The organism is Amycolatopsis ruanii, from assembly GCF_003385175.1.
GTDB lineage: Bacteria > Actinomycetota > Actinomycetes > Mycobacteriales > Pseudonocardiaceae > Amycolatopsis_E > Amycolatopsis_E thermalba.
Window position 1 is genome coordinate 1 of sequence record NZ_PQHY01000043.1, and the last position, 22,003, is coordinate 22,003.

Here is a 22,003-nt window from a genome sequence, read left to right on the forward strand (position 1 = left end):
ACGCCATGCTCCGCAACGGCACCCACTACCGCCACCCCGACCCCGCCCCCGCCGCGGCTTGACAATCACATAGGGACACCCCCCCGCGGTTTTTGGGGTCCCTCCGGCTCGCGTTCTACGCTCCCGGAAAGCGTGCGTCACGCCAGCGCCCGCCACTCGAACGAGTGATCCTGCGGAGGGAGCCCGGCCATGGTGGAAGATCGGTCGGTCCTCACGCGTCCCGCGCCCGCGCCGGACGGCGAGCTTCGCTACGGGCCCGGCCCGGACCACGTCGCCGATCACTGGCGTGGCCGCCCGGACGCGCCACTGATCGTCGTCATCCACGGGGGCTTCTGGCGGCCCGACTACGACCGCCGGCACATCCGGCCCCTCGCGCACGCCCTGGCGCGGACCGGTCTGAACGTCCTCTCCATCGAGTACCGCCGCGTCCCCGGCGCGCCCCGGCTCACCACCGCCGACGTCGCCGCCGCGCTCGATGTCCTGCCGGTGGAACTCGCCGGGCAGTACGACGGCCGCGTGGTCGTGACCGGGCATTCCGCGGGCGGTCACCTCGCCCTGTGGGCCGCCGCCAGCGCGCCCGCGCCCGGACTCGCCGCCACCGTCACCCTGGCCGCCGTCGCCGATCTGGCCCTCGCCGACCGGCTCGGTCTCGACGACGGCGCCGTCCGAGCCTTCCTCGGCGACACCCCGCCGGACGGCCTCGACCCCGCCCGGCTGCCCTCGCCGGCCCGGCCCGTCGTCCTGATCCACGGCACCGCGGACGAAATCGTGCCCGCCGCCCTGTCCCGCGCCTACCGCGAAGCCCACCCGGACACGCGCCTCATCGACGTCCACGACGCGGGCCACTACGCGTTGATCGATCCGGACAACACGGCCTGGCCTGCGGTATCGTCGAACCTGCTCGCCCCGGCAACCGATGCGGAACCGTGGCAGTGACAACCTGATTCCGCGGAAACCACGGGTTTCTCCGACCTGAGCAGGGGCTAGTCTCGCATCATGTCGACTTCGGCCAGCGCGCGACTGGAAGCCGAGCACAAGCTCCAGCGCATCGGTCTCGTCAGCGACAGCGCGCTCGCCCACCTGGCCACCGAGGACCTCCTGCCCGAACTCCTGGACCGCGTGCGCCAGGTCCTCAACTCCGACACCGTCGCCGTGCTGCTGCTCGAACCGGGCGGCCGGGAACTGGTCGCGGTCGCGGCGCGCGGCATCGAGACCGAGGTGTCCCAGGGCGTCCGGGTCCCGGTCGGCAAGGGCTTCGCCGGGCAGGTCGTCGCGCGCCGGGAGCCGGTGCAGCTGCAGCGGGTCGACTCGACGACGGTCGTCAACCGGCTGCTCTGGGAGAAGGGCATCCAGACCCTGCTCGGCGTCCCGCTGCTGGTCGGCGGCGACGCGCTGGGGGTGCTGCACGTCGGCTCGCTGTCGCCGCGCGAGTTCACCCCGGAGGACGTCGAGCTGCTCCAGCTGGCCGCCGACCGGATCGCGCTCGCCGCCCACGCCCAGCGCGCCAAGGCCGAGCGCGCCGCCGCGGCGGAGCTGCAGCGCAGCCTCCTGCCGACCCAGCTGCCGATCGTCCCGGGCCTCGAACTCGCCGCGCGCTACGTGCCCGGCGACGAGGGTGCCATCGCGGGCGACTGGTACGACGTCTTCCTGCTGCCCAACGGCTGGCTCGGCGTGGTGATCGGCGACGTCGTCGGGCACGGCCTGCCTGCGGCGATCGTGATGGGCCGGATGCGCAGCGCCCTGCGGGCCTTCGCGCTGGAGGGCGGCGACCCGGCCGAGGTGCTGTCCAACCTCGACCGCAAGATGCAGCACTTCGAGCCGGGCATGATGGCCACGGTGCTCTACGCGCTGGTGGAGCCGAACTTCGAGCGGCTGCACGTGTCCTCGGCCGGCCACCTGGTGCCCGTCCAGGGGCGCGTCGGCGAACGGGGCAGGCTGCTCGACGTCGCCGTCGACCCGCCGATCGGCGCCCTGCGGGACGTGCGGCGCCGGGTGACCGTGTCGGAGATGCCGCCCGGATCGGTGGTCTGCTTCTACACCGACGGACTGGTCGAGCGGCGCGGCATCGCCCTCGACGACGGGCTGGAGCGTCTCTGCGACGCCGTGCACCCGGCCCAGGCCCACACCGTCTGCGCCGACGTGATGGCCGAGCTGATCGGCGAGGACACCCCCGACGACGACGTGGCGCTGCTGGCCGTGCGCCGCCAGAACCGCGCGGACCTCGGCCCGCTGGAGCTGACCGTGCCCGCCGTACCCGAGTCGCTGAAGGAGGTCCGGTCCGCGATGCGCCGGTGGCTGACCATCGTCGGCGCGAGCCAGGACGCGACGTCCGACCTGCTGGTCGCGGTCGGCGAGGCCACGTCCAACGCCGTCGAGCACGCCTACGGCCCGGCGGGCGGGGTGATCAAGGTGCGGATGGAGCTGCGCGGACGGGACGCGATCGCCACCGTGTGCGACGAAGGCCGCTGGCGCCCGCCGCGCGGCGAGAACCGCGGCCGGGGCACGCTGTTGATGCACCGCTGCGGGGACGAGGTCCGCATCGACCACCACGCGCACGGCACCGAGGTCATGATCCGCCGGGCGATCGGGCACGCGGAATGACCGCGGCGACGATCGATGCCGTCAACGACGGCGGTCACGTCCTGCTGCGGGTCAGCGGGGAGATCGACCTCGCGAACGCGAACGCCGTGCAGGACCAGATCTTCTCCGCGATCGGCAACGACGTCATGCGCGTCTCGATCGACCTCACCGAGGTGACCTATTTGGACAGTTCCGGGCTGCGGGTGCTGTTCACGCTCACCGGGCGGCTCAAGGTGCTGCAGATGGGGCTGGACCTGGTCGTCGCGCCCGCCTCGCCGGTGCGCCGGGTCCTGGAGATGTCCGGCTTCGAACCGCTGGCGAAGGTGCGTGAGGGGTGACCGGCGCGGGTAGTCCCGGCGCATGGTGAGTGTCGGTTACTTCCTGTCCAGCGAGGAGCACGGGCCCCGCGAGCTGGTGGAACAGGCGAAGAAGGCAGAGCAGGCCGGGTTCGAGCGGTTGTGGATCTCCGACCATTTCCACCCGTGGACGGGCGAGCAGGGCAACAGCCCGTTCGTGTGGTCGGTGATCGGGGCGCTGTCCCAGGCGGTCTCGCTGCCCATCACGACCGCGGTGACCTGCCCGACCGTGCGCATCCACCCGGCGATCATCGCGCAGGCCGCGGCCACGGCGGCGGTGCAGTGCGAGGGCCGGTTCGTGCTCGGGGTCGGCTCCGGTGAGGCGCTCAACGAGCACATCCTCGGCGACCCGTGGCCGCCCGGCTCGCGGCGGCTGGAGATGCTGGAGGAGGCCGTCGAGGTGATCCGCAAGCTGCACACCGGCGAGCAGGTCACGCACTACGGCAAGCACTACACGGTGGAGCAGGCGCGCATCTACACGCTGCCGGAGCAGCCGGTGCCGATCTACGTGTCGGCGTTCGGGCCGAAGACGGCGCGCCGGATCGCGAAGATCGCGGACGGTTTCGCCACGGTGATGCCCGACGGCGAACTGGTCCACTCCTACCGCGAGGCCGGCGGGCGCGGGCCGATCCAGGGCGGGTTCAAGGTGTGCTGGGCCGATTCGGCGGAGCAGGCACGGGAAACGGCGCACCGGCTGTGGGCGAGCGACCTGCTGCCCGGCAGCCTCGGGCGCATCCTGCCGACGCCGCGCGACTTCGAACAGGCCGTGCCGGTGGTCACCGAGGAGCAGGTCGCGGGCCAGATCCCGTGCGGCCCGGACGCCGACGCGCACGCGCAGGCCGTGCGCCAGTTCGCCGACGCCGGGTTCGACGAGGTGTACGTGTCGCAGATCGGCCCGGAGCAGGACAAGTTCTTCGACGCCTGGTCGTCGAAGGTGCTGCCTCAGCTCACCGGCTGAGGCGCGGGCGGACCGACGTAGCGGGCCGCCGGGCGGATGATCTTCGACCCGGCGGCCTGCTCCAGCACGTTGGCGCACCAGCCGACGACCCGGCTCACCGCGAACGTCGGGGTGAACAGGGCGCGCGGCAGGCCGCACAGTTCCATCACGACCCCGGCGTAGAACTCGACGTTGGCGTACAGCTCGCGTCCCGGTTTCAGCTCGGCCAGGATCTCGACCACCCGCCGCTCGACCGTCGTCGCGAAGTCGGCCAGGTCGCCGCCGAGCCCGGTCGCGATCTCGCGCAGCAGGACCGACCGCGGGTCCTGCGTCCGGTAGACGGCGTGGCCGAAGCCCATGATCCGGTCGCCCGCGGAGATCCGGGCGCGCACCCACGCGTCGATGCGGTCCGGGGTGCCGATCGCGTCGAGGCTCGCCAGCGCGCGGTCGGGCGCGCCGCCGTGCAGCGGCCCGCTGAACGCGCCGAGCGCGGCGGCAACCGCGGACACCACGTCGGCGCCGCACGAGGCGACGACGCGCGCGGTGAACGTCGAGGCGTTGAACCCGTGGTCGACGGTGGCGATCAGGTACTGCTCGATGGCCCGCGCGTGCTCGGCCGCCGGTTCCGCGCCGCTGACGAGGTACAGCCAGTTGGCGGCGGCACCGAGGTCGGCGCGGGGTTCCAGGGGCTCCAGGCCGGCGCGGAGGCGGTGCAGCGCGGCCAGGATCGTCGGCGTCACCGCGCAGACCAGCATGGCGTCGGCCTTGCGCCGGTCGGGGCCGGCGTCCCACAGCGGCGGCAGGTCACGTGCCGCGGCGAGGACGGACAGGGCGGTGCGCAGGCCGGCGATCGGATGGCCGCCGGCGCGCGCGACCAGCGGCAGGATCTCGCGCAGCTCGCCGGGCAGCACCCGCAGCGGCGCCAGTTCCTTGGCGAAGCGGACCCGTTCCTCGGGTTCGGGGAGGCGGCCCTCCAGGAACAGGAACCAGACGTCCTCGAACGTCTTGTGGCGCGCCAGGTCGATCGCGTCGTACTGGCGGTAGTGGTAGAAGCCCTCGCGCCCGCGGACGTCGCCCAGCTCGGTGGTGGTGACGACGACGTTGCGCAGTCCTGCGGGCACGTCGATGAGTTCGGTCATGCCTTCACTGTCGGTACATTGATTGAGTATTGTCAATATTGATCAAGTCAATGTGAATCGGGAAAGCGCAGGTCGATGGGCGACGAGGGATTCCTCACGACGGCCGAGGTGGCGCGGCGGCTGGGCGTGAAGGCCGAGACTGTGTACGCGTACGCGAGTCGCGGGCTGCTGACGAGCGTCAAGCGGCCGGGGCGGCGGGGGAGTCTGTTCGCGGCCGAGGAGGTCGACCGGCTGGCCGGGCGGGGGCGCGAGCCGGGCGTGGTGGAGGGGATCCGGACGCGGCTGACGCGCTTCGACGGCGACGAGGTCTCCTTCCGCGGCGAGCGGGTGACCGATCTGGCGGGGGAGTGGTCGTACGAGTCGGTCGCGCACTTCCTGTGGACCGGGGAGCTGGCCGAGCGACCGGCGTTCCCGGAGTCGGCGGAGCTGGCCGGGCTGGTGCGGTCGGCCACCAGGGCGCTGCCCGCGACGGCGCGCCTGACGGATCACCTGCGGGTGGCCGTCGCCGTGCTGGGGGCGGCCGATCCGCTGCGGTTCGACCTCGCGCCCGAGGCGGTGCGCCCGGCGGCGGAGCGGCTGATCGGGGTGCTGGCGGACGCGCTGCCCGGCGGGTCGGCGCGGGGCACCCTGGGGGCGCGGTTGTGGCCGAAGCTGACGTCGCGACCGCCGGAGCCGGAAATCCTCGACGCCGCACTGGTCCTGCTCGCCGACCACGGGCTGGCGGTGTCCACAGTGGCCGCCCGGGTGGCGGCGAGCGCGCGGGCGAACGTGTACGCGGTGGTGTCGGCCGGGCTGGGCGCGATGGACGGGCACTACCACGGCGGGGCGAGCACGCTGGCGTACCGGTTCCTGGCCGAGGCGCGGGAGAACCCGGTGGACGCCCTGTCCGAGCGGTTGCGGTCCGCCGGCTCGATCCCCGGGTTCGGGCACCGGATCTACCAGCGGCGCGACCCGCGGGCGGACGCGCTGCTGGCGCTGCTGCCGGAGAACCCGGTGGTGGACCTGCTGCTCGACCAGCTCGCCGGCCGCACCGACCTGTTCCCGAACACCGATCTGGCGCTGGCCGCGATGATGCACGCCTTCGACATGCGCCCGGACGCCGGGGAAGCGATCTTCGCGGTGGCCCGGATCGCCGGCTGGGTGGCCCACGCGCTGGAGGAGTACGGCGAGCCGGGGCTGCGGTTCCGGGTCCTCAACTGAGCGCGAGGCTCGCCACCGCCAGCGCGAAGAACAGCCCCGGCACGGCGATGTTGCCGAACACGCGGGCCCGCACGTGCGCGATCAGCGCCCCGAGGAAGAACAGCACCAGGCCGGCCGCCGCGGCGATCCCGATCCAGCGCACCCCCAGCAGACCGAGGAGCAGCCCCGCGGCACCGGCCGCCTTCAGCGTCCCCAGCACCGGCAACCACGATGCCGGCACCCCCACCGCCGCCGAGTTCGCCAGCACGAATCGCGCCCGGGCGAAGTCCGCGACGGCGATCGCCGCGTTGAGGAGGATCGTCAGCACAGTCACTGTCACGTACACCCCACCAGCGTCGGGGCGGCGGCGGGAGCGCGTCCAATACCCGCTTCCATAACCTGGTGGCATGGACGTGGACACGCGCCTGCTCCGCTACTTCGCCGCCGTCGCCGAGGAGGGCAACCTCACGCGCGCGGCGGGGCGCCTCTTCGTGTCCCAGCCCGCGCTCACCAAGCAGATCAGGCAGCTCGAAGCGCAGCTCGGCACCACGCTGTTCACGCGCTCCCGCCGCGGCATGGCACTCACGGACGCCGGGCGGGTGCTCGCGGACCGCGTGCCCGCCCTGCTCGACGGCTGGGACCGCACGTGCCGCGAAACCCGCGCCGCCGGCAGCCGGGTGCTGCGGGTCGGTTTCCTGGCCAGCGCGGCGAACGAGGCGACACCGGCCATCATCTCCGCGTTCGGCCGCCGCCGGCCGGGCTGGCGGGTCGACATGCGCCAGGCCGCCTGGTCGAACCCGACCGCGGGGCTGGCCGGCGCCGAGGTCGACGCCGCCCTGGTCCGGCTCCCGTTCCCGGGCCAGGACGAACTCCGGGTGCGGGAACTGTTCAGCGAACCCCGCTGGGTCGCGCTACCCGCGTCGCACCCGCTCGCCGGCCGGGACGAGATCGCCTTCCGCGAGCTGTGGGACGAGCCGTTCGTCGCCGCCCCGGCCGAGACCGGCTGGTGGCGCGACCACTGGCTGGGCGCCGACGAACGCGACGGCGAGCCGCGCATCGGAGCCGTCACCGACCAGCCGGACGAGTGGCTGAGCGCGATCGCCAACGGCTACGGCATCGCGCTCGCCCCCGAATCGGCCGCCCGCTTCTACGCCCGCCCCGGCATCGTCTACCGCCCGGTGCGCGACGTCGGCCCCACCCGGGTCGGCATCGCCTGGCACCCGGCCGACGACGACAACCCGGTCATCGCCGACTTCGTGACCTGCTGTGTGGAAGCGACCCGGTCCGAGCCGGCCTAGTTTGTGCTCGGCCGTCAGGTTGGTGGCAGTCGGCTGGTGCGTGGCCGCCGAGTGCGTTGTGGCGGCGTTGGGTGTTGTAGTGCTCGAGCCAGGGTGCAAGTGCGGTTGCTCGTTCGGTGTTGCTGGTGAAGACCTGTCGGTCTGCAGGGTGCGGTGGTAGCGCTCGACCTGCCGGGCGAGTGGGTCCAGCGCCGACAGCCGAGGCACGTCGTGGCGGGCCAGCACGCGCGACACCGTGTCTTCACGCACTTGCGTGAAATGCCATGGCCTTCGCGATATGTGCCTGCGGCCGCCCCTGTCGTGCGGGCATCACGGTGTGGCACGAGAGCCTCCGGCTGGCGTGGGCCCTGGACAAGCCACACCCCAACCGGAGCCTCCCCCATGTCAACACCAGCCAGCCGCTACCAACGTCCTGGCCAAGGACACTAGTGCGAGTCGCGGGGTACCTGGTGGCCCCGGGAGCCGCGCAGGAAGTCGAAGTCCGCGCCCTGGTCGGCCTGCAGCACGTGCTGCGTGTAGAGCCAGGTGTACCCGCTCCGGTACGGTGACTCCGGCGCCTGCCAGGACGCCCGCCGCGCGGCCAGTTCCTCGTCGGACACCTCGACGTTCAGCGTCCGCGCCGCCACGTCCAGGGTGATCAGGTCGCCGGTCCGCACCAGCGCCAGCGGGCCGCCCACCGCGGACTCCGGTGTCACGTGCAGGACCACCGTGCCGTAGCTGGTGCCGCTCATCCGCCCGTCGCAGATGCGCACCATGTCCGTCACCCCGGCCTTGAGCAGCTTCGCCGGCAACGCCACGTTCGAGACCTCCGGCATGCCCGGGTAGCCCCTCGGCCCGGCGCCGCGGATCACCAGGATGCTCGTCTCGTCCACGTCGAGGTCCGGGTCGTCGGCCACGGCGTGGTAGTCCTCGACCGTGTCGAACACCAGCGCCCGCCCCTGGTGCTTGAGCAGGTGCGGCGACGCGGCCGACTGCTTGATCACCGCACCACCCGGGCACAGGTTGCCGCGCAGCACCGCGGTGCCGCTGCCGACCGGCTGGAACGGCTCCTCGACCGTCGTGATCACGTCGGTGTTGAAGTTCTCCGCCCCGGCCACGTTCTCGCCGACCGCGTTGCCGGTGACGGTCACGCTGCCGGAGTGCAGCAGCCCGGCCTCGGCGAGCTGGCGCATCACCACCGGCAGGCCGCCGGCGTAGCAGAAGTCCTCCATCAGGTACTTGCCCGACGGCATCAGGTTCACCAGGGTCGGGACCTCGCGGATGAGCGTGTCGAAGTCGTCCAGCGACAGGTCGATCTCGGCCCGCCCGGCGATCGCGAGCAGGTGGATGATCGCGTTCGTCGACCCGCCGATCGCGGCGTTGACGCGGATCGCGTTCTCGAACGCCTCACGCGTGAGGATCCGCGACGGCCGCAGGTCCTCCTCGACCATCTCGACGATCCGCTGCCCCGCGGACTGCGCGATCTCGAAGCGGTGCGCGTCCACCGCCGGCCAGGTCGCCGAGCCGGGCAGCTGCATGCCCAGCGCCTCGGCCATGCACGCCATCGTCGACGCGGTGCCCATCGTCATGCAGTGCCCGTTCGAGCGCGCCATGCAGCCCTCGGCGAAGAAGCACTCCTCCTGGGTCATGCGCCCGGCCTTGAGCTCCTCCTCGAACTTCCACACGTGCGTGCCCGACCCGACGTCGGCGCCGCGGTACTTGCCGTTGAGCATCGGCCCGCCGGTGACCATCACCGCGGGCAGGTCGACGCTCGCCGCGGCCATCAGCATCGCCGGGGTCGTCTTGTCGCAGCCGGACAGCAGCACCACCCCGTCCAGCGGGTTGGCGCGGATGAGCTCCTCGACCTCCATCGCCATCAGGTTGCGGTAGAGCATCGCGGTCGGGCGCATCAGCGTCTCGCCGGTGGCCATGGTCGGGAACTCCAGCGGGAACCCGCCCGCCTGCCACACCCCGCGCTTGACCGCCTCCGCGACCCGGGTCAGGTGCGCGTTGCACGGCGCCAGCTCCGACGCGCTGGTCGCGATGCCGATCACCGGCCTGCCGTCGAACACCTCGGCCCCGAAGCCCTGGTTGCGCATCCAGGAGCGATAGATCATCCCCGCGCGGCCGGTCGCCCCGAACCACGCCGTGCTGCGCCTCTGCCCCGTCACGAAACTGTTCCTCTCCGTCGAGTGCGTGCGCTCCGCACGTTAAATCATTGGATGATTGAAGTCCAGAGGCGTCGGAGATCACAGTGGCTGCGCAGGCCAGAGGGTTGTACATTTATAACTGTTATAGGACTGCAACGTTTGGGGTGCGTGTGCCGGAGCTGTCCCACCGCCGTCGTCTCCTCGTGCTGGCGATCTGCTGCCTGAGCCTCTTCGTCGTCGCGATGGACACGACCATCGTCAACCTCGCGCTCCCGTCGATCGAGCGCGAGTTCTCCGCGAGCGTGTCGAGTCTGCAGTGGACGATCGACGCCTACACGCTCGTGCTGGCCAGCCTGCTGATGCTGTCCGGGTCGACCGCCGACCGGATCGGGCGGCGGCGCACGTTCCAGGCCGGGCTGGTGCTGTTCACGCTGGGGTCCCTGCTGTGCAGCGTGGCGCCGGGCATCGGGCTGCTGATCGTGTTCCGCATGCTGCAGGCGGTCGGCGGGAGCATGTTGAACCCGGTCGCCATGTCGATCATCACGAACACCTTCACCGACGCGCGCGAACGGGCGCGGGCGATCGGGATCTGGGGCGCGGTCGTCGGGCTGAGCATGGCGCTGGGCCCGGTGGTCGGCGGGGTGCTGGTGGACGCCGTCGGGTGGCGGTCGATCTTCTGGATCAACATCCCGGTCGGGATCGCCGCGCTGGTGCTGACCGCGTTGTTCGTGCCGGAGTCCAAGGCGCCGCGGGCCCGGCGGCTCGACCCGGTGGGGCAGCTGCTGGCCGTGGTGGCGCTGGCGAGCCTGACCTACGGGATCATCGAGGGGCCGCACCACGGCTGGGCGTCCGGGCTGACGCTCGGGTGCTTCGCGGTGGCGGTCGCGGCCGGAACCGGGCTCGTCGCCTACGAGCGGCGGCGGGCGGAACCGTTGCTGGACCCCAGGTTCTTCGCGAGCGTGCCGTTCTCCGGGGCGACGGTGATCGCGGTGTGCGGGTTCGCCGGGTTGAGCGGGTTCCTGTTCCTGAACGCGTTGTACCTGCAGAACGTGCGGGGCTTCACGCCGCTGCACGCGGGGCTGCTGACGCTGCCCAGCGCGCTGGCGATCTTCGCGCTCGCGCCGCTGTCCGGACGGCTGGTCGCCGCGCGCGGCGCGCGGATCCCGCTGGTGGCCGGGGGACTGGGCCTGGCGGTGAGCGGGGTGCTGCTGACCAGGCTGGGCGCGGAGACCGGGATCGGGTGGCTGGTGGTGGCCTACGTGGTGTTCGGCGCCGGGTTCGGGATGCTCAACCCGCCGATCACGAACACCGCGGTGTCCGGGATGCCGCGCGCGCAGGCCGGGGTGGCCGCGGCGGTGGCGTCGACGAGCCGGCAGGTGGGGGCTTCGCTCGGGGTCGCCGTGCTGGGCGCGGTGGTCACGTCGCACGTCTCCGGCGGGTTCACGACCGGCTTCCCGGCGGCGAGCCACCTCGCGTGGTGGATCATGGCCGGATGCGGCGTGGTGGTGATGGTGCTGGGCGTGCTGACGACGGGCGGTTGGGCGAAGGCGACGGCCCGGCGGGCGACGGCGCTGTTCGACGAGCAGGTGGGAGCGCGGACGTGAGCGCGGCGGAGCGCGTGTGGGAGCGGATGCAGGACGTGCTGGGCCGGCACGACCGGCGTAAGGCGGTCACCGAGGCGCTCGGGCTGAGCTTCATCAAGATCAAGGCCCTGCGGCGGCTGGCGTCCGGGCCGCTGACGCTGGCGGACCTGGCGGAGCGGCTGAACACCGACCGCCCGTACGTGACGCTGGTGGTGGACGACCTGGAACAGCGCGGGCTGGTGTCGCGGACGGTGCACCCGCAGGACCGGCGACGCAAGCTGGTGGCGGTGACACCCGCGGGCGCGGAGGCGGCGGCCACGGCGGAGCGGATCCTGGCGGAGCCGCCCGCGTCGCTGGCCGCCCTGGACGCCGACGGGCTCGCGCAGCTGGACCGCCTACTGGCGAAGCTCACCACCGCCGGCTGACACACCGCCAGCGCAGACCTCACGCCCCCCCGGCCGCGGACCTCACGCGCGCGAGCGCAGAACTCGCGTGCCTGAGCGCAGAACTCGCGCCCCCGAGCGTGGGACTCGCGTGCCTGAGCGTGGAACTCGCGTGCCTGAGCGTGGGACTCGCGTGCCTGAGCGTGGGACTCGCGCGGCGCGCGAGTCCTGCGTATCGGCGCGCGAGTCCTGCGTTCCTGCGCGCGAGTTCTGCGTTCCTGCATGCGAGTTCTGCGGTCCGGCGCGTGAGTTCTGCGTTCCTGCGCCCGAGTTCTGCGGTCAGGTGCCGAGCGTGATGGCTCTCGACGCCAGGTGGAGGGCCAGGCGGTCGTCCGGGCGGGAGAGGTCCACCCCCAGCAGCTGCTCGATCCGGGCGATCCGCGCGGCGACCGTGTTGCGGTGCACCCCCAGCACCGCGGCGGTCTCGGCGATCGAGGACTCCGCGTCCAGGTACACCGCGAGCGTCCGCACCAGGTCGCCGGGCGCGTTGCGCAGCGGGGCGACCAGCGCGCGGGCCGCGGGCTCGAACGTGTCCGTCCGCGTCCACTCCAGCAGCAGCTGCGCCATGCCCAGCTGGTCGACGTGCAGGAAGTGCCCCGACTCGGGCCGGGTCGCGGCCAGCCGCGCGCCATCCGTCGCCTCGGCGATCGTCGCGGCCAGGCCGTCCGGGCGCGGGTGCGGGCGGCCGACCCCGAGGTGCGAACCGAGCGTGCGCCGCAGCGTCTTGTGCGCCGCCCGCAGCCGCGCCGCCAGCGTGCGCACCCGCTCGGCCGTCGGCTCCTGGTCGAACGTCACCCACCCGGTCCAGCCGTCGCCGTGCTCGACGACCACCGCGGTGATCTGCTCCGCCCGCAACGCCCGCACCACCTCGGTCGTCCGCGCCACCGTGTCCACACTGGACGCCACGCCGATGCGCAGCCCGACGTGCCAGCCGCCCAGCCGCCACCCCGCGTCCGCGGCCCGGCGGCGCATGTCGGCGCCCGGCTCCGCGTCCAGCCGCAGCAGGTCGCCGAGCAGCGCGGTGCGCGAGCGCGCGTCCCGTTCCAGCTCCAGCCGGTTCGCCAGCAGCCACCGCTGCACCGCGCCCGCCGCGACCGCCAGCGCCGGCGGCACCACGTCCGCCCGCGCCGCCTCGGCCCCGGTCAGCTCGGCCGCCACCCACAGCGCGGGGCCGGCCAGCAGCGCGGGATGCGCCAGCAGCACGCGGTCGTCGAGGTCCACCCGCTGCGGCACCGGCTCGCCCACCCGGATCCGCCCGGCCGACGCCAGCTCACCCGCCACCGGCTCGCCCCGGTCGTCCAGCAACGCCACCGGCGATCGCAGCAACCCGCGCAGCGCGGACACCACCTCCTCCGGCGAGCGCAGCCGTTCGCCGAGCGCGCGGTGCGTGGCCAGCACGAGGTTCGCGCGGTCCAGCTCGGGCGCGGCGAGCATCAGCCGGGCCTCGACGAGCAGGTCCAGCGGGCGGGCCGCCGTCACCAGCAGCGGCATCGCGAGCCGGTCGGCCAGCAGCCGGGTCGCGGTCAGCGGTTCGACCTCCGGCAGGAGCAGGCCCGCCGCGCCGCGGTCCGCCCCGCGCCGCAGGAGCGCGTCGATCTGCCAGTCCGTGCCGCGCAGCTCGCGCGCCAGCACCAGCAGCTCGCCGGGCCCCGGGCTGTCCCCGGCGTCCAGCGTCGCCCGGACCGTCTCCAGTGGACGGTCCAGTCCGGACCCGCCCGCCGCCACCCGGACCTCGGTCCACGACGGCAGGGCCAGCAGACGACGCAGGATCATGCCAGCACCGGATCGGAGTCGATGCCGTACGCCCGCGGCCGCAGCACCGGCAGCCGCCGCGGATCGGTCCAGAACGGCGCCGCGGCCAGCCGCAGCACGTCGACCTCGATCCCGGCGCGGATTCCGTCGCACGGCACCGGCACGCCGGTGCGGTGGTCCACCACGGCCAGCACGTCCGGGGTGGACGCCACCGGCTGCCCGTCACGCAGGGCCAGCAGGTACTCGTTTTCCATCTCCAGCCGCAGCAGCGCGCCGGTGCGGTGGTCGGTGAGGGTGGCGCTGCCGCGGCCGAGCCCGGCGCGGCCGTGCCGCCCGGGCCCGAGGCGCCGGGACACCTCCAGCACCCGCCCCATCGCGAGCACCTGCCCGCCGGAGGCTTCCGCGAGCCGGTCCGGCTCCGGGCTCTCCCCGGCCGCGAGCACCCGCCGCCCCAGTTCGAGCGCGCCGGTGACGCTGCCCATCACCGCGCACCCCGGCAGTTCCCCCGCCGGCAGCGGGGCGAACGCCATCGCCGCCCAGCCACCGGAACTGGCCAGGAACGCGCGAGCGCCCCGCTCGACCGACTCGTCCGAACCGGCTGCCAGCACGAGCACCTGACCACCCGGCTCGGCGAGCGCGGCCGGTGCCAGGCCGCGGCCGGTCGCGGCGATGGAGAGCTGGTCCAGCCGCGGCAGCCCGCGCCCGGACAGGTCCGCGTCAGCGCACGGCAGGCCCAGCTCGACCGCGGCCACCAGCGGCATCAACCCGTTGAGCCCGCCGATCTCGATCGACATCAGAGCGCCCGCGGGCGTGCCGGTCCAGCGTTCGATCGCGGCCACCGCCGTCGCGAACTCCGAGCCGCTGGGCAGCTTCTCGGCGAAGGCGGCGGTCGCGCCGACGATCCCCACCGGCATCACCAGGGTCGCCGGATCCAGCGCGCCGGGCACGTCGGGTTCGCGGCCCCGGCCGACGAGCTGGCGCAGCAGCGCCGCCGCCGTCATCGTGTCGCCCCCACCGCCCGACCCGAGCAGCGCGACGCCCCGTTCGAGTGCGGGCACGTCCGCCGCGGTGATGCGCATGCTTGCCTTCATGTGCTGAGCTGGAGGTATGACCAGGGTAGACGATCCAGCGACCATGACCCCGGACCAGGCGCGGGCGGCGTTCCGCGCCGGAACCGTGGCGCCGACGTCGGGGTGGGCGACCGGGTTCACCCAGACCAACCTGATCGCCGTGCCGTGCGACTGGGCCTACGACGTGCTGCTGTTCTGCCAGCGCAACCCGCAGCCGTGCCCGGTCCTCGACGTCACCGATCCGGGCAGCACCTCGACCGTCCTCGCCCCCGGCGCCGATCTGAGCCGCGACCTGCCCAGCTACCGGGTGTGGCGCGACGGCGAGCTGGCCGAGGAGGTCGACGACGTGAGCGGGCTGTGGCAGGAGAACCTGGTCGCGTTCTCGATCGGGTGCAGCTTCACCTTCGAGACCGGGCTGCTCGCGGCCGGCGTCCCGCTGCGGCACCTGGAGCAGGGCCGCAACGTGTCGATGTACGTGACGAACCGCCAGTGCCGGCCGGCCGGGCGGCTGCACGGCCCGCTGGTCGTGTCGATGCGCCCGATCCCGGCCGGCCAGGTCGACGAGGCGATCGCGATCAGCGGCGCGATGCCGGCGGTCCACGGCGCGCCGGTGCACGTCGGCGACCCCGCCGGACTCGGGATCGCCGACCTGGCCCGCCCCGACTTCGGCGACCCGGTCGAGGCGGAGCCCGGTGACGTGCCGGTGTTCTGGGCGTGCGGGGTCACCCCGCAGGCGGCCCTGATGGCGTCGAAGCCGCCGTTCGCCATCACCCACTCGCCCGGCCACATGTTCATCACCGACCGGCGGGACAGCGAGTACCGGGTGCCTACGGCAGCGCGGTGAACGGCGCCAGGAACGTGCGCGCCGAGGGGGTGTCCAGGCGGTAGGTCACGTTGGTGGCGTAGCAGGGCGCGTCGCCGGTGATGGTGGTGGACACCAGCACGCGTTGTCCGCCGATCGTGGCGAAGTTCGGCCCGCCGGAGTCGCCGTAGCAGGCGCCGCCGTTGCCCTGCGGCGCGGTCATCGCCAGGCGCACCCAGGTGTTGTTGAGCGCGTTGAAGCTGACCGGCGCCTTCATCCGCACGCCGCCGCCTGGGTGGGTGTGGCCGCCGGGACCGTTGACGGCCTCCTGCGTCCCGTAGCCCACGACGACGAACGGCGTGCTGTTCAGGCCGCGGGGCCCGAGCTGGTCCAGCTGTCCCGCGGTGGGCAGTTGCGCCGGGGTGAACGACCACCGCGCGGCGACCTGCTGCGCGGGCAGCTGGACGACCGCGATGTCGTGGGAGTCGGCGGAGTTGCCCGGGTAGGCCGGGTCGGTGTGCGCGACGCCTGCCACGCCGACCGCACGCGCCACCGCGGCCGGGTCGCCCGGATACCGCTGCGCGGCGGCGTCGAGGCCGGACTGCACGTCCTGGTCGAGCGAGACGTAGAACCGCACGTTCGCGGGCCAGTCGCTGGTGCAGTGCGCGGCGGTGAGGAAGGTGTCGGCGTCGACCATGGTGCCCGAGCAGACCCAGTCCACGCGGTCCGGCGTGGCCGGGTTCGCGTCGTTGTCCCAGGTCGCGACGAGCGCGCCGACCTCGGTGCGCTCGGGCGCCGGGGTCGCGTGGTAGGAGTTGATGGCGGCGGCCGGGGCCGCCGTCGCCAGGATCGCGGCGACGGCGGCGGCCGAGGCGAGTGCTGCTTTCATCCGGAAGAGTCAACCCCACCGGCGGCCGGAAATCACCCGACCAATGGCCCTACCGGAACGAGTAGCCGCCGTCCGGGTAGAGCGTGGAGCCCGTCGTGAAGGTGGCGCCGAACAGGTAGAGCACCGCCTCGGCCACTTCGGGCTCGTTGCCGACCCGGTGCAGCACCGTGTCCGCGCGGTACTGCGCGAAGCTCGCCTCGCGGACGTCGGCGGGGCGCTGCGACCACAGGTTCCCGTCGATCGTGCCCGGCGCGACCACGTTGACCCGCACCGGCGCCAGCTCCACCGCGAGCCCGCGGCCGAGCCCCTCGATCGCGGCGTTGCACGCCACGTACGCGGGCGCGGGGCCCGGCGGGCGCACGCTCGCCGCGCCGGACATCAGCACCACCGAGCCGTCCCGGGACAGCTTCGGCGCCGCGTGCTTGACCGCGTGGTACTGGCCCCAGAACTTCGTCACGAACGGGCTCGCCGCGTCTTCGTCGCTCAGCTCCCGCATCGGCCCGGTCGTGTAGGAGGCGCCGGGGGTGAACAGGTGATCCACCCGCGGCACCGCGCCGAAGAACTCGGCCAGCGAGTCCTGGTCCGTGTTGTCCACGACGTGCCACTGCGCGCCGATCTTCTCCGCCGCGGCTTCCAGCGTCGCCGCGGTGCGGCCGCCGAGGAACACCTGCGCCCCGGCGTCCGCGGCCCGCCGCGCCACCTCGAACCCGATACCGGAACCGCCGCCGATGATCACCACGACCCGATCCGCCAGACTCACAGCAGCTCCTCCACCGGTGTGAACTCGTGGGACAACCCGAACGCGGCCGGGCCGAAGGTGGCCAGCGCCTCCGGCGTGCGCATCAGGTCCGGGGTCGAGATGCCGACCACCACGACCCGCTGGCCGTAGCGCAGCGTCTCGGTCGTGATCGGCTCGGCCGACTCGGACTCCAGCACGCAGACCAGGTCCGGCACCAGGCACCGCACCTCGCCGTCGACCAGGGCCAGCAGGTTCTCGTTCTGGAACAGCAGCTCCAGCTTGTGCGCGCCGTCGAACGACACCGCCTGCGCCCGCCCGCGCGCGAAACCGGCTTCGGTCCGGCGTTCCACATCGGACACCTTGCCGCGGAAGATCACCCGCAGGTTCCGGTACAGCGTCTCGCGCAGGGCCTCGGACAGCTCAGCGACCGGGTCGAGGTTGCGTTCCCGCGCCTCGCGGATCGTGCGGCCCACCGTCAACGCGAGCGACAGCGTGCGCGGCACCGCGGTGCGCTTGACCTCCGCGCCGCTCATCGCGTACTCGGCGATGTGCGCGACCCCGCCCAGCCGGATCGTGACGCCGCGCGCGAGCCACTCCATCCGCTTGTTGTCGGCCCCGGTGTCGATGACCGTGGTCTCGCCCCGCTCCCCGCCGATCGCCATCGGCGAGCCGGGCACGCCGTAGACGCCGAAGGTCTCCATCTGCAGCTCGGGGAACGCGCGGCCCATCCCGTCCGCGTCGACCACCGGCAGCCCCAGCCGCGCGCCGACCACCAGCGGGATCATCGAGTTGATCCCGCCGCACTCGATCGGCATCGTGGCGCTCGCCCGCTTGCCCAGGTGCTTCTCCAGCGTGCGCAGCGCGAGCACCGGCTCCGCACCGTTGGGCAGCTTTTCGTGCAGCACGGTCGGGGCGCCCATCTGCGCGGTCGGCACCACCAGCTCGTGGTCGCCGACCTCGGACGGGTCGAGGATCGTGATCGGCCCGTGCTCGCGGATCGCCTGCCGCACCAGCAGCCGTCCCACGTACGGGTCACCGCCGCCGCCGGTGCCGAGCACGGCCGCGCCGCGGGCGAGGTCTTCCAGGTGCTCCTCGGTCAGTGTCCAGCTCACGCGGGCACCCCGACCGGGTCGATGTCGTAGCCGAAGTACCGCGGCCCGGCCAGCTCGATGCCGCCCGGCGTGTGCCAGCGCGGGTCGGCAGGCGCGGCGATCACGGTGACCCGCTGGCCGTACCGCAGGCCCTCGGTGGTCACCGCCTCGCCGGACTCGGAGCCCAGGCAGCAGATCAGGTCCGGCACCGACGCCTGCGCGACCCCGTCCCGCTCGGCGACCAGGTGCTCGTTCTGGAACTTCAGCACCATCTCGCTGCCCGCGTCACCGTCCATTCCGGACAGTCGCGCCTCGCCGCGGGCGAACCCGGTGACGGTGCGCCGGGCGACGTCGACGACCTTGCCGCTGAACAGCTTCCGGCCGCCCAGCCGCTCGACCACGCGGGCGACGGGATCGGCGTGCTCGGCTCGCGCCTGCCGCACCGCGGCACCCAGCTCGGCGCACAGGCTGAGCGTGCCGGGCACCAGCGATTCGCGGGCCTGCGCGCCGGACATCGCGTAGTTGCTGATCATCGCCGAGCAGCCCATGTCGATCGTCGCCGACCGCGCCAGCCGCTCCGCCCAGTGGTTGTCCACCGTGTCCAGCACGCCGCGGTTGCCCTTCTCGTCGGCGATCGACATCGGGGTCGCGCGGATGCCGTACAGCGTGGGCAGCACCATCTGCAGCTCGGGGAACGCGCGGCCCATGCCGTCCGCGTCCACCAGCGGCAGGCCCAGCTGCGCCGCCGCGACCACCGGGATCAGCGAGTTGACCCCGCCGGCCTCGGCGCACGCGATGTGCGTCAGCTCCTTGCCCAGGTAGGTCGCCAGGGTGCGGGCGGCCACCCCGACCTGCTCGGCGGAGGGCAGCTTCTCGACCATCACCGTCGGCGCGCCCATCATCGCGACCGGCAGGACCACCGCGTCGTCGCCGACCTCGTCCAGCGGCACCAGCTCGACCGGTCCGTGGTCGCGCACCGCCGAGGACGCGAGCAGCCGTCCGATGTAGGGGTCGCCACCGCCGCCGGTGCCGAGGATCGCGGCGCCGCGGGCGATGTCGTCGAGGTGGTCGATCGTGATCTCGCGCATCGTCACGCTCCCAGCTGCAGGTCGCCGACCGCCTTGACCCGGATGCGGGTGGCGTTGCCGGGCAGGTAGGGGATGGGCACCTCGTCGAAGTCCACGATGCCGACCGACGCGGGGCTGGCACCGGCGGCGATCGCGCGGTCCACGGCCTCCTGCTTGGCTTCCTCGACCACGGCTTCGCGGCGGCCCGGCTCGATCGCGTACACCCGGTCCACCTCGCCGCCGATCTGCGCGATGGCCGCGCCGATCGCGTTGGCGACCGCGTAGTTCTCCGGCCGGTGCACCCTGCCGGCGTCGGACAGCTCGTCCGGCAGCAGCACCGAACCACCGCCGACAGCGACCACCGGCAGCGGCTCGGCCGAGGTGCGCATCCGCTCGACGACGTCGGACACGTCGGCGGCGATGCGGTCCGGCGCGGCCCGCACCACGTCGCGGTCCAGGTGCGCGACCAGGCTCGGGTCGCCGATCTCGGCGCGGCCCGCGGCCACCGCGAGGTCGGTCGCGGTCAGCGTGTCGCCGCCGAAGACCAGGGCCTTCGAGGTCAGCTCGTAGCCCACCGAGTCCGGGCCCACGGCCGTGCCGCGGACCCGGCTGCCGCCGCCGATGCCGATGGACAGCACGTCCGGCATGCGGAAGTTGGTGCGGATCCCGGCGACGCTGACGTCGGTGGTCGCCTCGCGCGGGAAGCCCTGCCGCAGCACGCCGACATCGCTGGTGGTGCCGCCGACGTCCACCACCGCGCAGGTGTCCAAACCGGACAGCACGGCCGCGCCGCGCATCGAGTTGGTCGGGCCGGAGGCGAACGTGGCGACCGGGTAGCGGCGGGCGAAGTCGACGTCCATCAGCGTGCCGTCGTTCTGGCTCAGGTACAGCGGCGCGGTGATGCCCGCGCCGGACACCGACGCGGCGAGCCCGTCCACGATGTGCGCGGCGAGTTCCCGCAGCGCGGCGTTGATGACGGTCGCGTTCTCCCGCTCCAGCAGCCCGATCCGGCCGATCTCGTGGGACAGCGAGATCGCCACGTCCGGCAGCTGCGCGGCGATGATCTCCGCCGCGCGGGCCTCGAACTCGGCGTTGACCGGGGAGAACACCGAGGTGATCGCGACGCTGCGCACCCCGGCCTGCCCCATGTCCTCGGCCGCCTTGCGCAGCTCGGACTCGTCGAGCTCGGCGATGTGGCGGCCGTCGAACTCGTGCCCGCCGTGCACCAGGTAGCTGCGCCCGGACACCGCGTCGACCAGCCGCTGCGGCCAGTCCACCATCGGCGGCAGCGACGCCCCGGCGGGCAGGCTCAGCCGCACCGCGGCGGTGGGGGCCAGCCGGTGCGCCTCCACCAGGGCGTTGATGAAGTGCGTGGTGCCGATCATCACGGCCTGCACCGCCGCCGGGTCGAACGCGCGCTGCTGCTGCAGGCCGTTGATCGCGGCGACGATGCCGGAGGTGACGTCCTCGGTGGTGCTGGTCTTGATCGAGGCGAGCACCTGCCGCCCGTCCAGCAGGACCGCGTCGGTGTTGGTGCCGCCGACGTCGATGCCGATGCGCACTGGGATTTTCCTTTCTACAGAGCGGGGACGGGGTCGGCGTCGGCGGTGCGGCTGCGGCCGATACCGCGGACCAGGCCGAGCTTCCCGGCGATCACGTACAGCACGAACGCCACGACCAGCGAGTTGATGCTGGGCAGGCCCCAGTCGACGAACTTGCCGATCAGCGCCGAGGCGATCCAGACGACGATGGTGGCCGGCACCCACACGGGCGCGTCCTCGGGCACGGTGCCCTTGGCGCGCGCGGCTTCCAGCTCGCCGCGCCACTTCTTCACCACGAAGTACTCGGCCACCATGATCCCGGCGATCGGCGGGAACGCGACGCCGAGCAGCGTGAGGAAGTCGGAGAACGCGCCGAGGATCCCGGCCGCCGCGAGCACGCTGCCGACCACGCCGAGCACGGCGGTGATCAAGCCGCGGTGGGCCTTGCGGCCGGACACCGTGCCGATGAAGTTCACCACGCCCAGGCCGGACGAGTACAGGTTCCAGTCGTTGATCTTGATGGTTCCGGCGATCACGATCAGCAGCCCGACCCAGCCGACCGACGACGTCACGATCGTGGTGATCTCGGCCGTCTTCACCGCGTGCGCCAGCAGCACACCGGCCATGCCGATGACGTACTCGCCGAGCGTGATGCCGACCAGCGTCTGCTTGACCACGTCGCCGGTGCTGCGGTTGAACCGCGTCATGTCCGGCGTGATCACCGCGCCGACGATGAACCCGCCCGCGACGAGCGTGGTGCCCTCCAGCAGGCTCAGCCCCGGGCCGGGCGGCGCCGACGACACCAGCGCGCCGACGTCGTGGCTGGACAGCTCCGAGATGATCGACCAGCCGACCAGGATCAGGAACGCCGGCACGGTCAGGTAGGCCGTCCACGCCATCGAGTGGAAACCGCGCACCACGATCGCGGTCACGACCAGGCCGAACACCAGCGCCCACGCCCACTCCGGCAGGCCGCCGATGAGCGAGACGAGACCCTGCGCCGACACCGCGGACTGGATGCCGAACCAGCCGATGAGGCTGATCCCGATCGCGAGCCCGATCAGCGCCGACCCGCCGCGGCCGAAGCCGGTCCAGCGGGCGATCATCGACGTCGACAGCCCTTCGCGCATGCCGATCACGCCGACGAGGATCGTGATGAGTTCGAGGATCACCGAGCCCAGGGTGAACGCGAGGAACGCCTGCCAGAAGCTCATCCCGAAGCCGACGGTCGCGCCGAGCAGGAACTGCGACAGCGCGGACACCTGGCCGAACCGTTGGATCGCGACCGACCACCACGAGTAGCGGGCGCTGTCCGGGACTCTGGTGAGGGCGTAGTCGTCGACACCGACTGACGAGGCCATGCCGACCTCCTTATCCGGAGAAGAAGCGGTTCCCAGCACCGTAAACA

The 22,003-nt window shown here is 73.1% G+C and carries 20 protein-coding genes and 1 pseudogene; 9 read left to right on the top strand and 12 right to left on the bottom strand.

Annotated elements, in window-relative coordinates; genetic code table 11:
- Positions 1–189 precede the first annotated feature (189 nt).
- Genes D0D28_RS21845 through D0D28_RS21860 form a run of 4 tightly spaced genes read left to right on the top strand, consistent with a single transcriptional unit; the run spans position 190 to position 3,894 of the window.
- Positions 190–936, top strand: a complete 747-nt coding sequence (locus D0D28_RS21845) for an alpha/beta fold hydrolase (protein ID WP_116111876.1) — start codon at positions 190–192, stop codon at positions 934–936.
- Positions 937–996: 60 nt separating this feature from the next.
- On the top strand, positions 997–2,601 hold the full coding sequence (locus tag D0D28_RS21850; RefSeq protein ID WP_116111879.1) for an ATP-binding SpoIIE family protein phosphatase: 1,605 nt from the start codon (positions 997–999) through the stop codon (positions 2,599–2,601).
- Positions 2,598–2,918, top strand: coding sequence for an STAS domain-containing protein (locus tag D0D28_RS21855; RefSeq protein ID WP_094006634.1), 321 nt, complete (start codon positions 2,598–2,600; stop codon positions 2,916–2,918). Before D0D28_RS21850 ends, D0D28_RS21855 begins: the two co-directional genes overlap by 4 nt.
- Before the next feature lie 22 nt (positions 2,919–2,940).
- Positions 2,941–3,894 carry a TIGR03557 family F420-dependent LLM class oxidoreductase gene (locus D0D28_RS21860; RefSeq protein WP_116111882.1) on the top strand — a complete coding sequence of 318 codons (954 nt, stop codon included), beginning with the start codon at positions 2,941–2,943 and terminating at the stop codon, positions 3,892–3,894.
- On the opposite strand, the gene D0D28_RS21865 is transcribed toward D0D28_RS21860, so the two are convergent.
- Positions 3,879–5,012, bottom strand: a complete 1,134-nt coding sequence (locus D0D28_RS21865) for a citrate/2-methylcitrate synthase (protein WP_094006632.1) — start codon at positions 5,010–5,012, stop codon at positions 3,879–3,881. The genes D0D28_RS21860 and D0D28_RS21865 overlap by 16 nt on opposite strands.
- A gap of 75 nt (positions 5,013–5,087) precedes the next feature.
- On the opposite strand from D0D28_RS21865, the gene D0D28_RS21870 reads away from it, so the two are divergent.
- Positions 5,088–6,212, top strand: a complete 1,125-nt coding sequence (locus D0D28_RS21870) for a citrate/2-methylcitrate synthase (protein ID WP_116111884.1) — start codon at positions 5,088–5,090, stop codon at positions 6,210–6,212.
- Here D0D28_RS21870 and D0D28_RS21875 read toward each other — a convergent pair.
- Complete coding sequence (locus D0D28_RS21875) at positions 6,205–6,537, bottom strand: DoxX family protein (RefSeq protein ID WP_233157355.1); 333 nt, start codon at positions 6,535–6,537, stop codon at positions 6,205–6,207. The genes D0D28_RS21870 and D0D28_RS21875 overlap by 8 nt on opposite strands.
- Positions 6,538–6,598: 61 nt before the next feature.
- Here D0D28_RS21875 and D0D28_RS21880 point away from each other — a divergent pair, with 61 nt between their 5' ends.
- Positions 6,599–7,489, top strand: a complete 891-nt coding sequence (locus D0D28_RS21880; protein ID WP_116111886.1) for a LysR family transcriptional regulator — start codon at positions 6,599–6,601, stop codon at positions 7,487–7,489.
- Positions 7,490–7,523: 34 nt separating this feature from the next.
- Here the strand turns inward: D0D28_RS21880 and D0D28_RS21885 are convergent.
- Both D0D28_RS21885 and D0D28_RS21890 read right to left on the bottom strand, forming a co-directional pair.
- Positions 7,524–7,628 (bottom strand): annotated as a pseudogene (locus D0D28_RS21885) (integrase core domain-containing protein); the annotation flags it as partial.
- Positions 7,629–7,914: 286 nt separating this feature from the next.
- Positions 7,915–9,639 (bottom strand): IlvD/Edd family dehydratase, encoded by a 1,725-nt coding sequence (locus tag D0D28_RS21890; protein WP_094006628.1) that lies wholly within the window; start codon positions 9,637–9,639, stop codon positions 7,915–7,917.
- Positions 9,640–9,788: 149 nt separating this feature from the next.
- On the opposite strand from D0D28_RS21890, the gene D0D28_RS21895 reads away from it, so the two are divergent.
- On the top strand, positions 9,789–11,222 hold the full coding sequence (locus D0D28_RS21895; protein WP_094006627.1) for a DHA2 family efflux MFS transporter permease subunit: 1,434 nt from the start codon (positions 9,789–9,791) through the stop codon (positions 11,220–11,222).
- On the top strand, positions 11,219–11,626 hold the full coding sequence (locus D0D28_RS21900; RefSeq protein ID WP_116111889.1) for a MarR family winged helix-turn-helix transcriptional regulator: 408 nt from the start codon (positions 11,219–11,221) through the stop codon (positions 11,624–11,626). The genes D0D28_RS21895 and D0D28_RS21900 overlap by 4 nt, the downstream gene beginning before the upstream one ends.
- Before the next feature lie 297 nt (positions 11,627–11,923).
- Here D0D28_RS21900 and D0D28_RS21905 read toward each other — a convergent pair whose 3' ends face one another.
- Together D0D28_RS21905 and D0D28_RS21910 are read right to left on the bottom strand one after the other, a co-directional pair.
- Positions 11,924–13,417 (bottom strand): PucR family transcriptional regulator, encoded by a 1,494-nt coding sequence (locus tag D0D28_RS21905; RefSeq protein WP_116111891.1) that lies wholly within the window; start codon positions 13,415–13,417, stop codon positions 11,924–11,926.
- Entirely contained in the window at positions 13,414–14,475 is a 1,062-nt protein-coding gene (locus D0D28_RS21910) for a DUF917 domain-containing protein (protein WP_116111894.1), read from the bottom strand. Before D0D28_RS21910 ends, D0D28_RS21905 begins: the two co-directional genes overlap by 4 nt.
- A 55-nt stretch (positions 14,476–14,530) precedes the next feature.
- Between D0D28_RS21910 and D0D28_RS21915 the strand changes: the two genes are divergently transcribed.
- Positions 14,531–15,310, top strand: a complete 780-nt coding sequence (locus D0D28_RS21915) for a putative hydro-lyase (RefSeq protein ID WP_205413332.1) — start codon at positions 14,531–14,533, stop codon at positions 15,308–15,310.
- Here the strand turns inward: D0D28_RS21915 and D0D28_RS21920 are convergent.
- From D0D28_RS21920 to D0D28_RS21945, 6 genes are read right to left on the bottom strand one after another with little or no spacing between them, the layout of a single operon-like run.
- Positions 15,294–16,157 carry a trypsin-like serine protease gene (locus D0D28_RS21920; protein WP_116111898.1) on the bottom strand — a complete coding sequence of 288 codons (864 nt, stop codon included), beginning with the start codon at positions 16,155–16,157 and terminating at the stop codon, positions 15,294–15,296. The two genes, D0D28_RS21915 and D0D28_RS21920, sit on opposite strands and share 17 nt — an antisense overlap.
- Before the next feature lie 49 nt (positions 16,158–16,206).
- The gene (locus tag D0D28_RS21925) at positions 16,207–16,917 is read right to left on the bottom strand and encodes an SDR family oxidoreductase (protein WP_094006621.1); all 711 of its coding nucleotides are present in this window, start codon (positions 16,915–16,917) and stop codon (positions 16,207–16,209) included.
- A complete protein-coding gene (locus D0D28_RS21930; protein ID WP_094006620.1) occupies positions 16,914–18,008 on the bottom strand; it encodes a DUF917 domain-containing protein in 1,095 nt (364 codons plus the stop codon). The genes D0D28_RS21925 and D0D28_RS21930 overlap by 4 nt, the downstream gene beginning before the upstream one ends.
- A complete protein-coding gene (locus tag D0D28_RS21935) occupies positions 18,005–19,081 on the bottom strand; it encodes a DUF917 domain-containing protein (protein ID WP_116111900.1) in 1,077 nt (358 codons plus the stop codon). Before D0D28_RS21935 ends, D0D28_RS21930 begins: the two co-directional genes overlap by 4 nt.
- Positions 19,078–20,616 (bottom strand): hydantoinase/oxoprolinase N-terminal domain-containing protein, encoded by a 1,539-nt coding sequence (locus tag D0D28_RS21940; RefSeq protein ID WP_116111903.1) that lies wholly within the window; start codon positions 20,614–20,616, stop codon positions 19,078–19,080. The genes D0D28_RS21935 and D0D28_RS21940 overlap by 4 nt, the downstream gene beginning before the upstream one ends.
- 14 nt (positions 20,617–20,630) lie before the next feature.
- Positions 20,631–21,956, bottom strand: a complete 1,326-nt coding sequence (locus D0D28_RS21945; RefSeq protein ID WP_094006617.1) for a purine-cytosine permease family protein — start codon at positions 21,954–21,956, stop codon at positions 20,631–20,633.
- Between the last annotated feature and the right edge of the window lie 47 nt (positions 21,957–22,003).

Coding starts and splice junctions, on each gene's coding strand:
- D0D28_RS21845 (WP_116111876.1), top strand. CDS start 190: ATGGTGGAAGATCGGTCGGTCCTCACGCGTCCCGCGCCCGCGCCGGAC.
- D0D28_RS21850 (WP_116111879.1), top strand. CDS start 997: ATGTCGACTTCGGCCAGCGCGCGACTGGAAGCCGAGCACAAGCTCCAG.
- D0D28_RS21855 (WP_094006634.1), top strand. CDS start 2,598: ATGACCGCGGCGACGATCGATGCCGTCAACGACGGCGGTCACGTCCTG.
- D0D28_RS21860 (WP_116111882.1), top strand. CDS start 2,941: ATGGTGAGTGTCGGTTACTTCCTGTCCAGCGAGGAGCACGGGCCCCGC.
- D0D28_RS21865 (WP_094006632.1), bottom strand. CDS start 5,012: ATGACCGAACTCATCGACGTGCCCGCAGGACTGCGCAACGTCGTCGTC.
- D0D28_RS21870 (WP_116111884.1), top strand. CDS start 5,088: ATGGGCGACGAGGGATTCCTCACGACGGCCGAGGTGGCGCGGCGGCTG.
- D0D28_RS21880 (WP_116111886.1), top strand. CDS start 6,599: ATGGACGTGGACACGCGCCTGCTCCGCTACTTCGCCGCCGTCGCCGAG.
- D0D28_RS21905 (WP_116111891.1), bottom strand. CDS start 13,417: ATGATCCTGCGTCGTCTGCTGGCCCTGCCGTCGTGGACCGAGGTCCGG.
- D0D28_RS21910 (WP_116111894.1), bottom strand. CDS start 14,475: ATGCGCATCACCGCGGCGGACGTGCCCGCACTCGAACGGGGCGTCGCG.
- D0D28_RS21915 (WP_205413332.1), top strand. CDS start 14,531: ATGACCCCGGACCAGGCGCGGGCGGCGTTCCGCGCCGGAACCGTGGCG.
- D0D28_RS21920 (WP_116111898.1), bottom strand. CDS start 16,157: ATGAAAGCAGCACTCGCCTCGGCCGCCGCCGTCGCCGCGATCCTGGCG.
- D0D28_RS21945 (WP_094006617.1), bottom strand. CDS start 21,956: ATGGCCTCGTCAGTCGGTGTCGACGACTACGCCCTCACCAGAGTCCCG.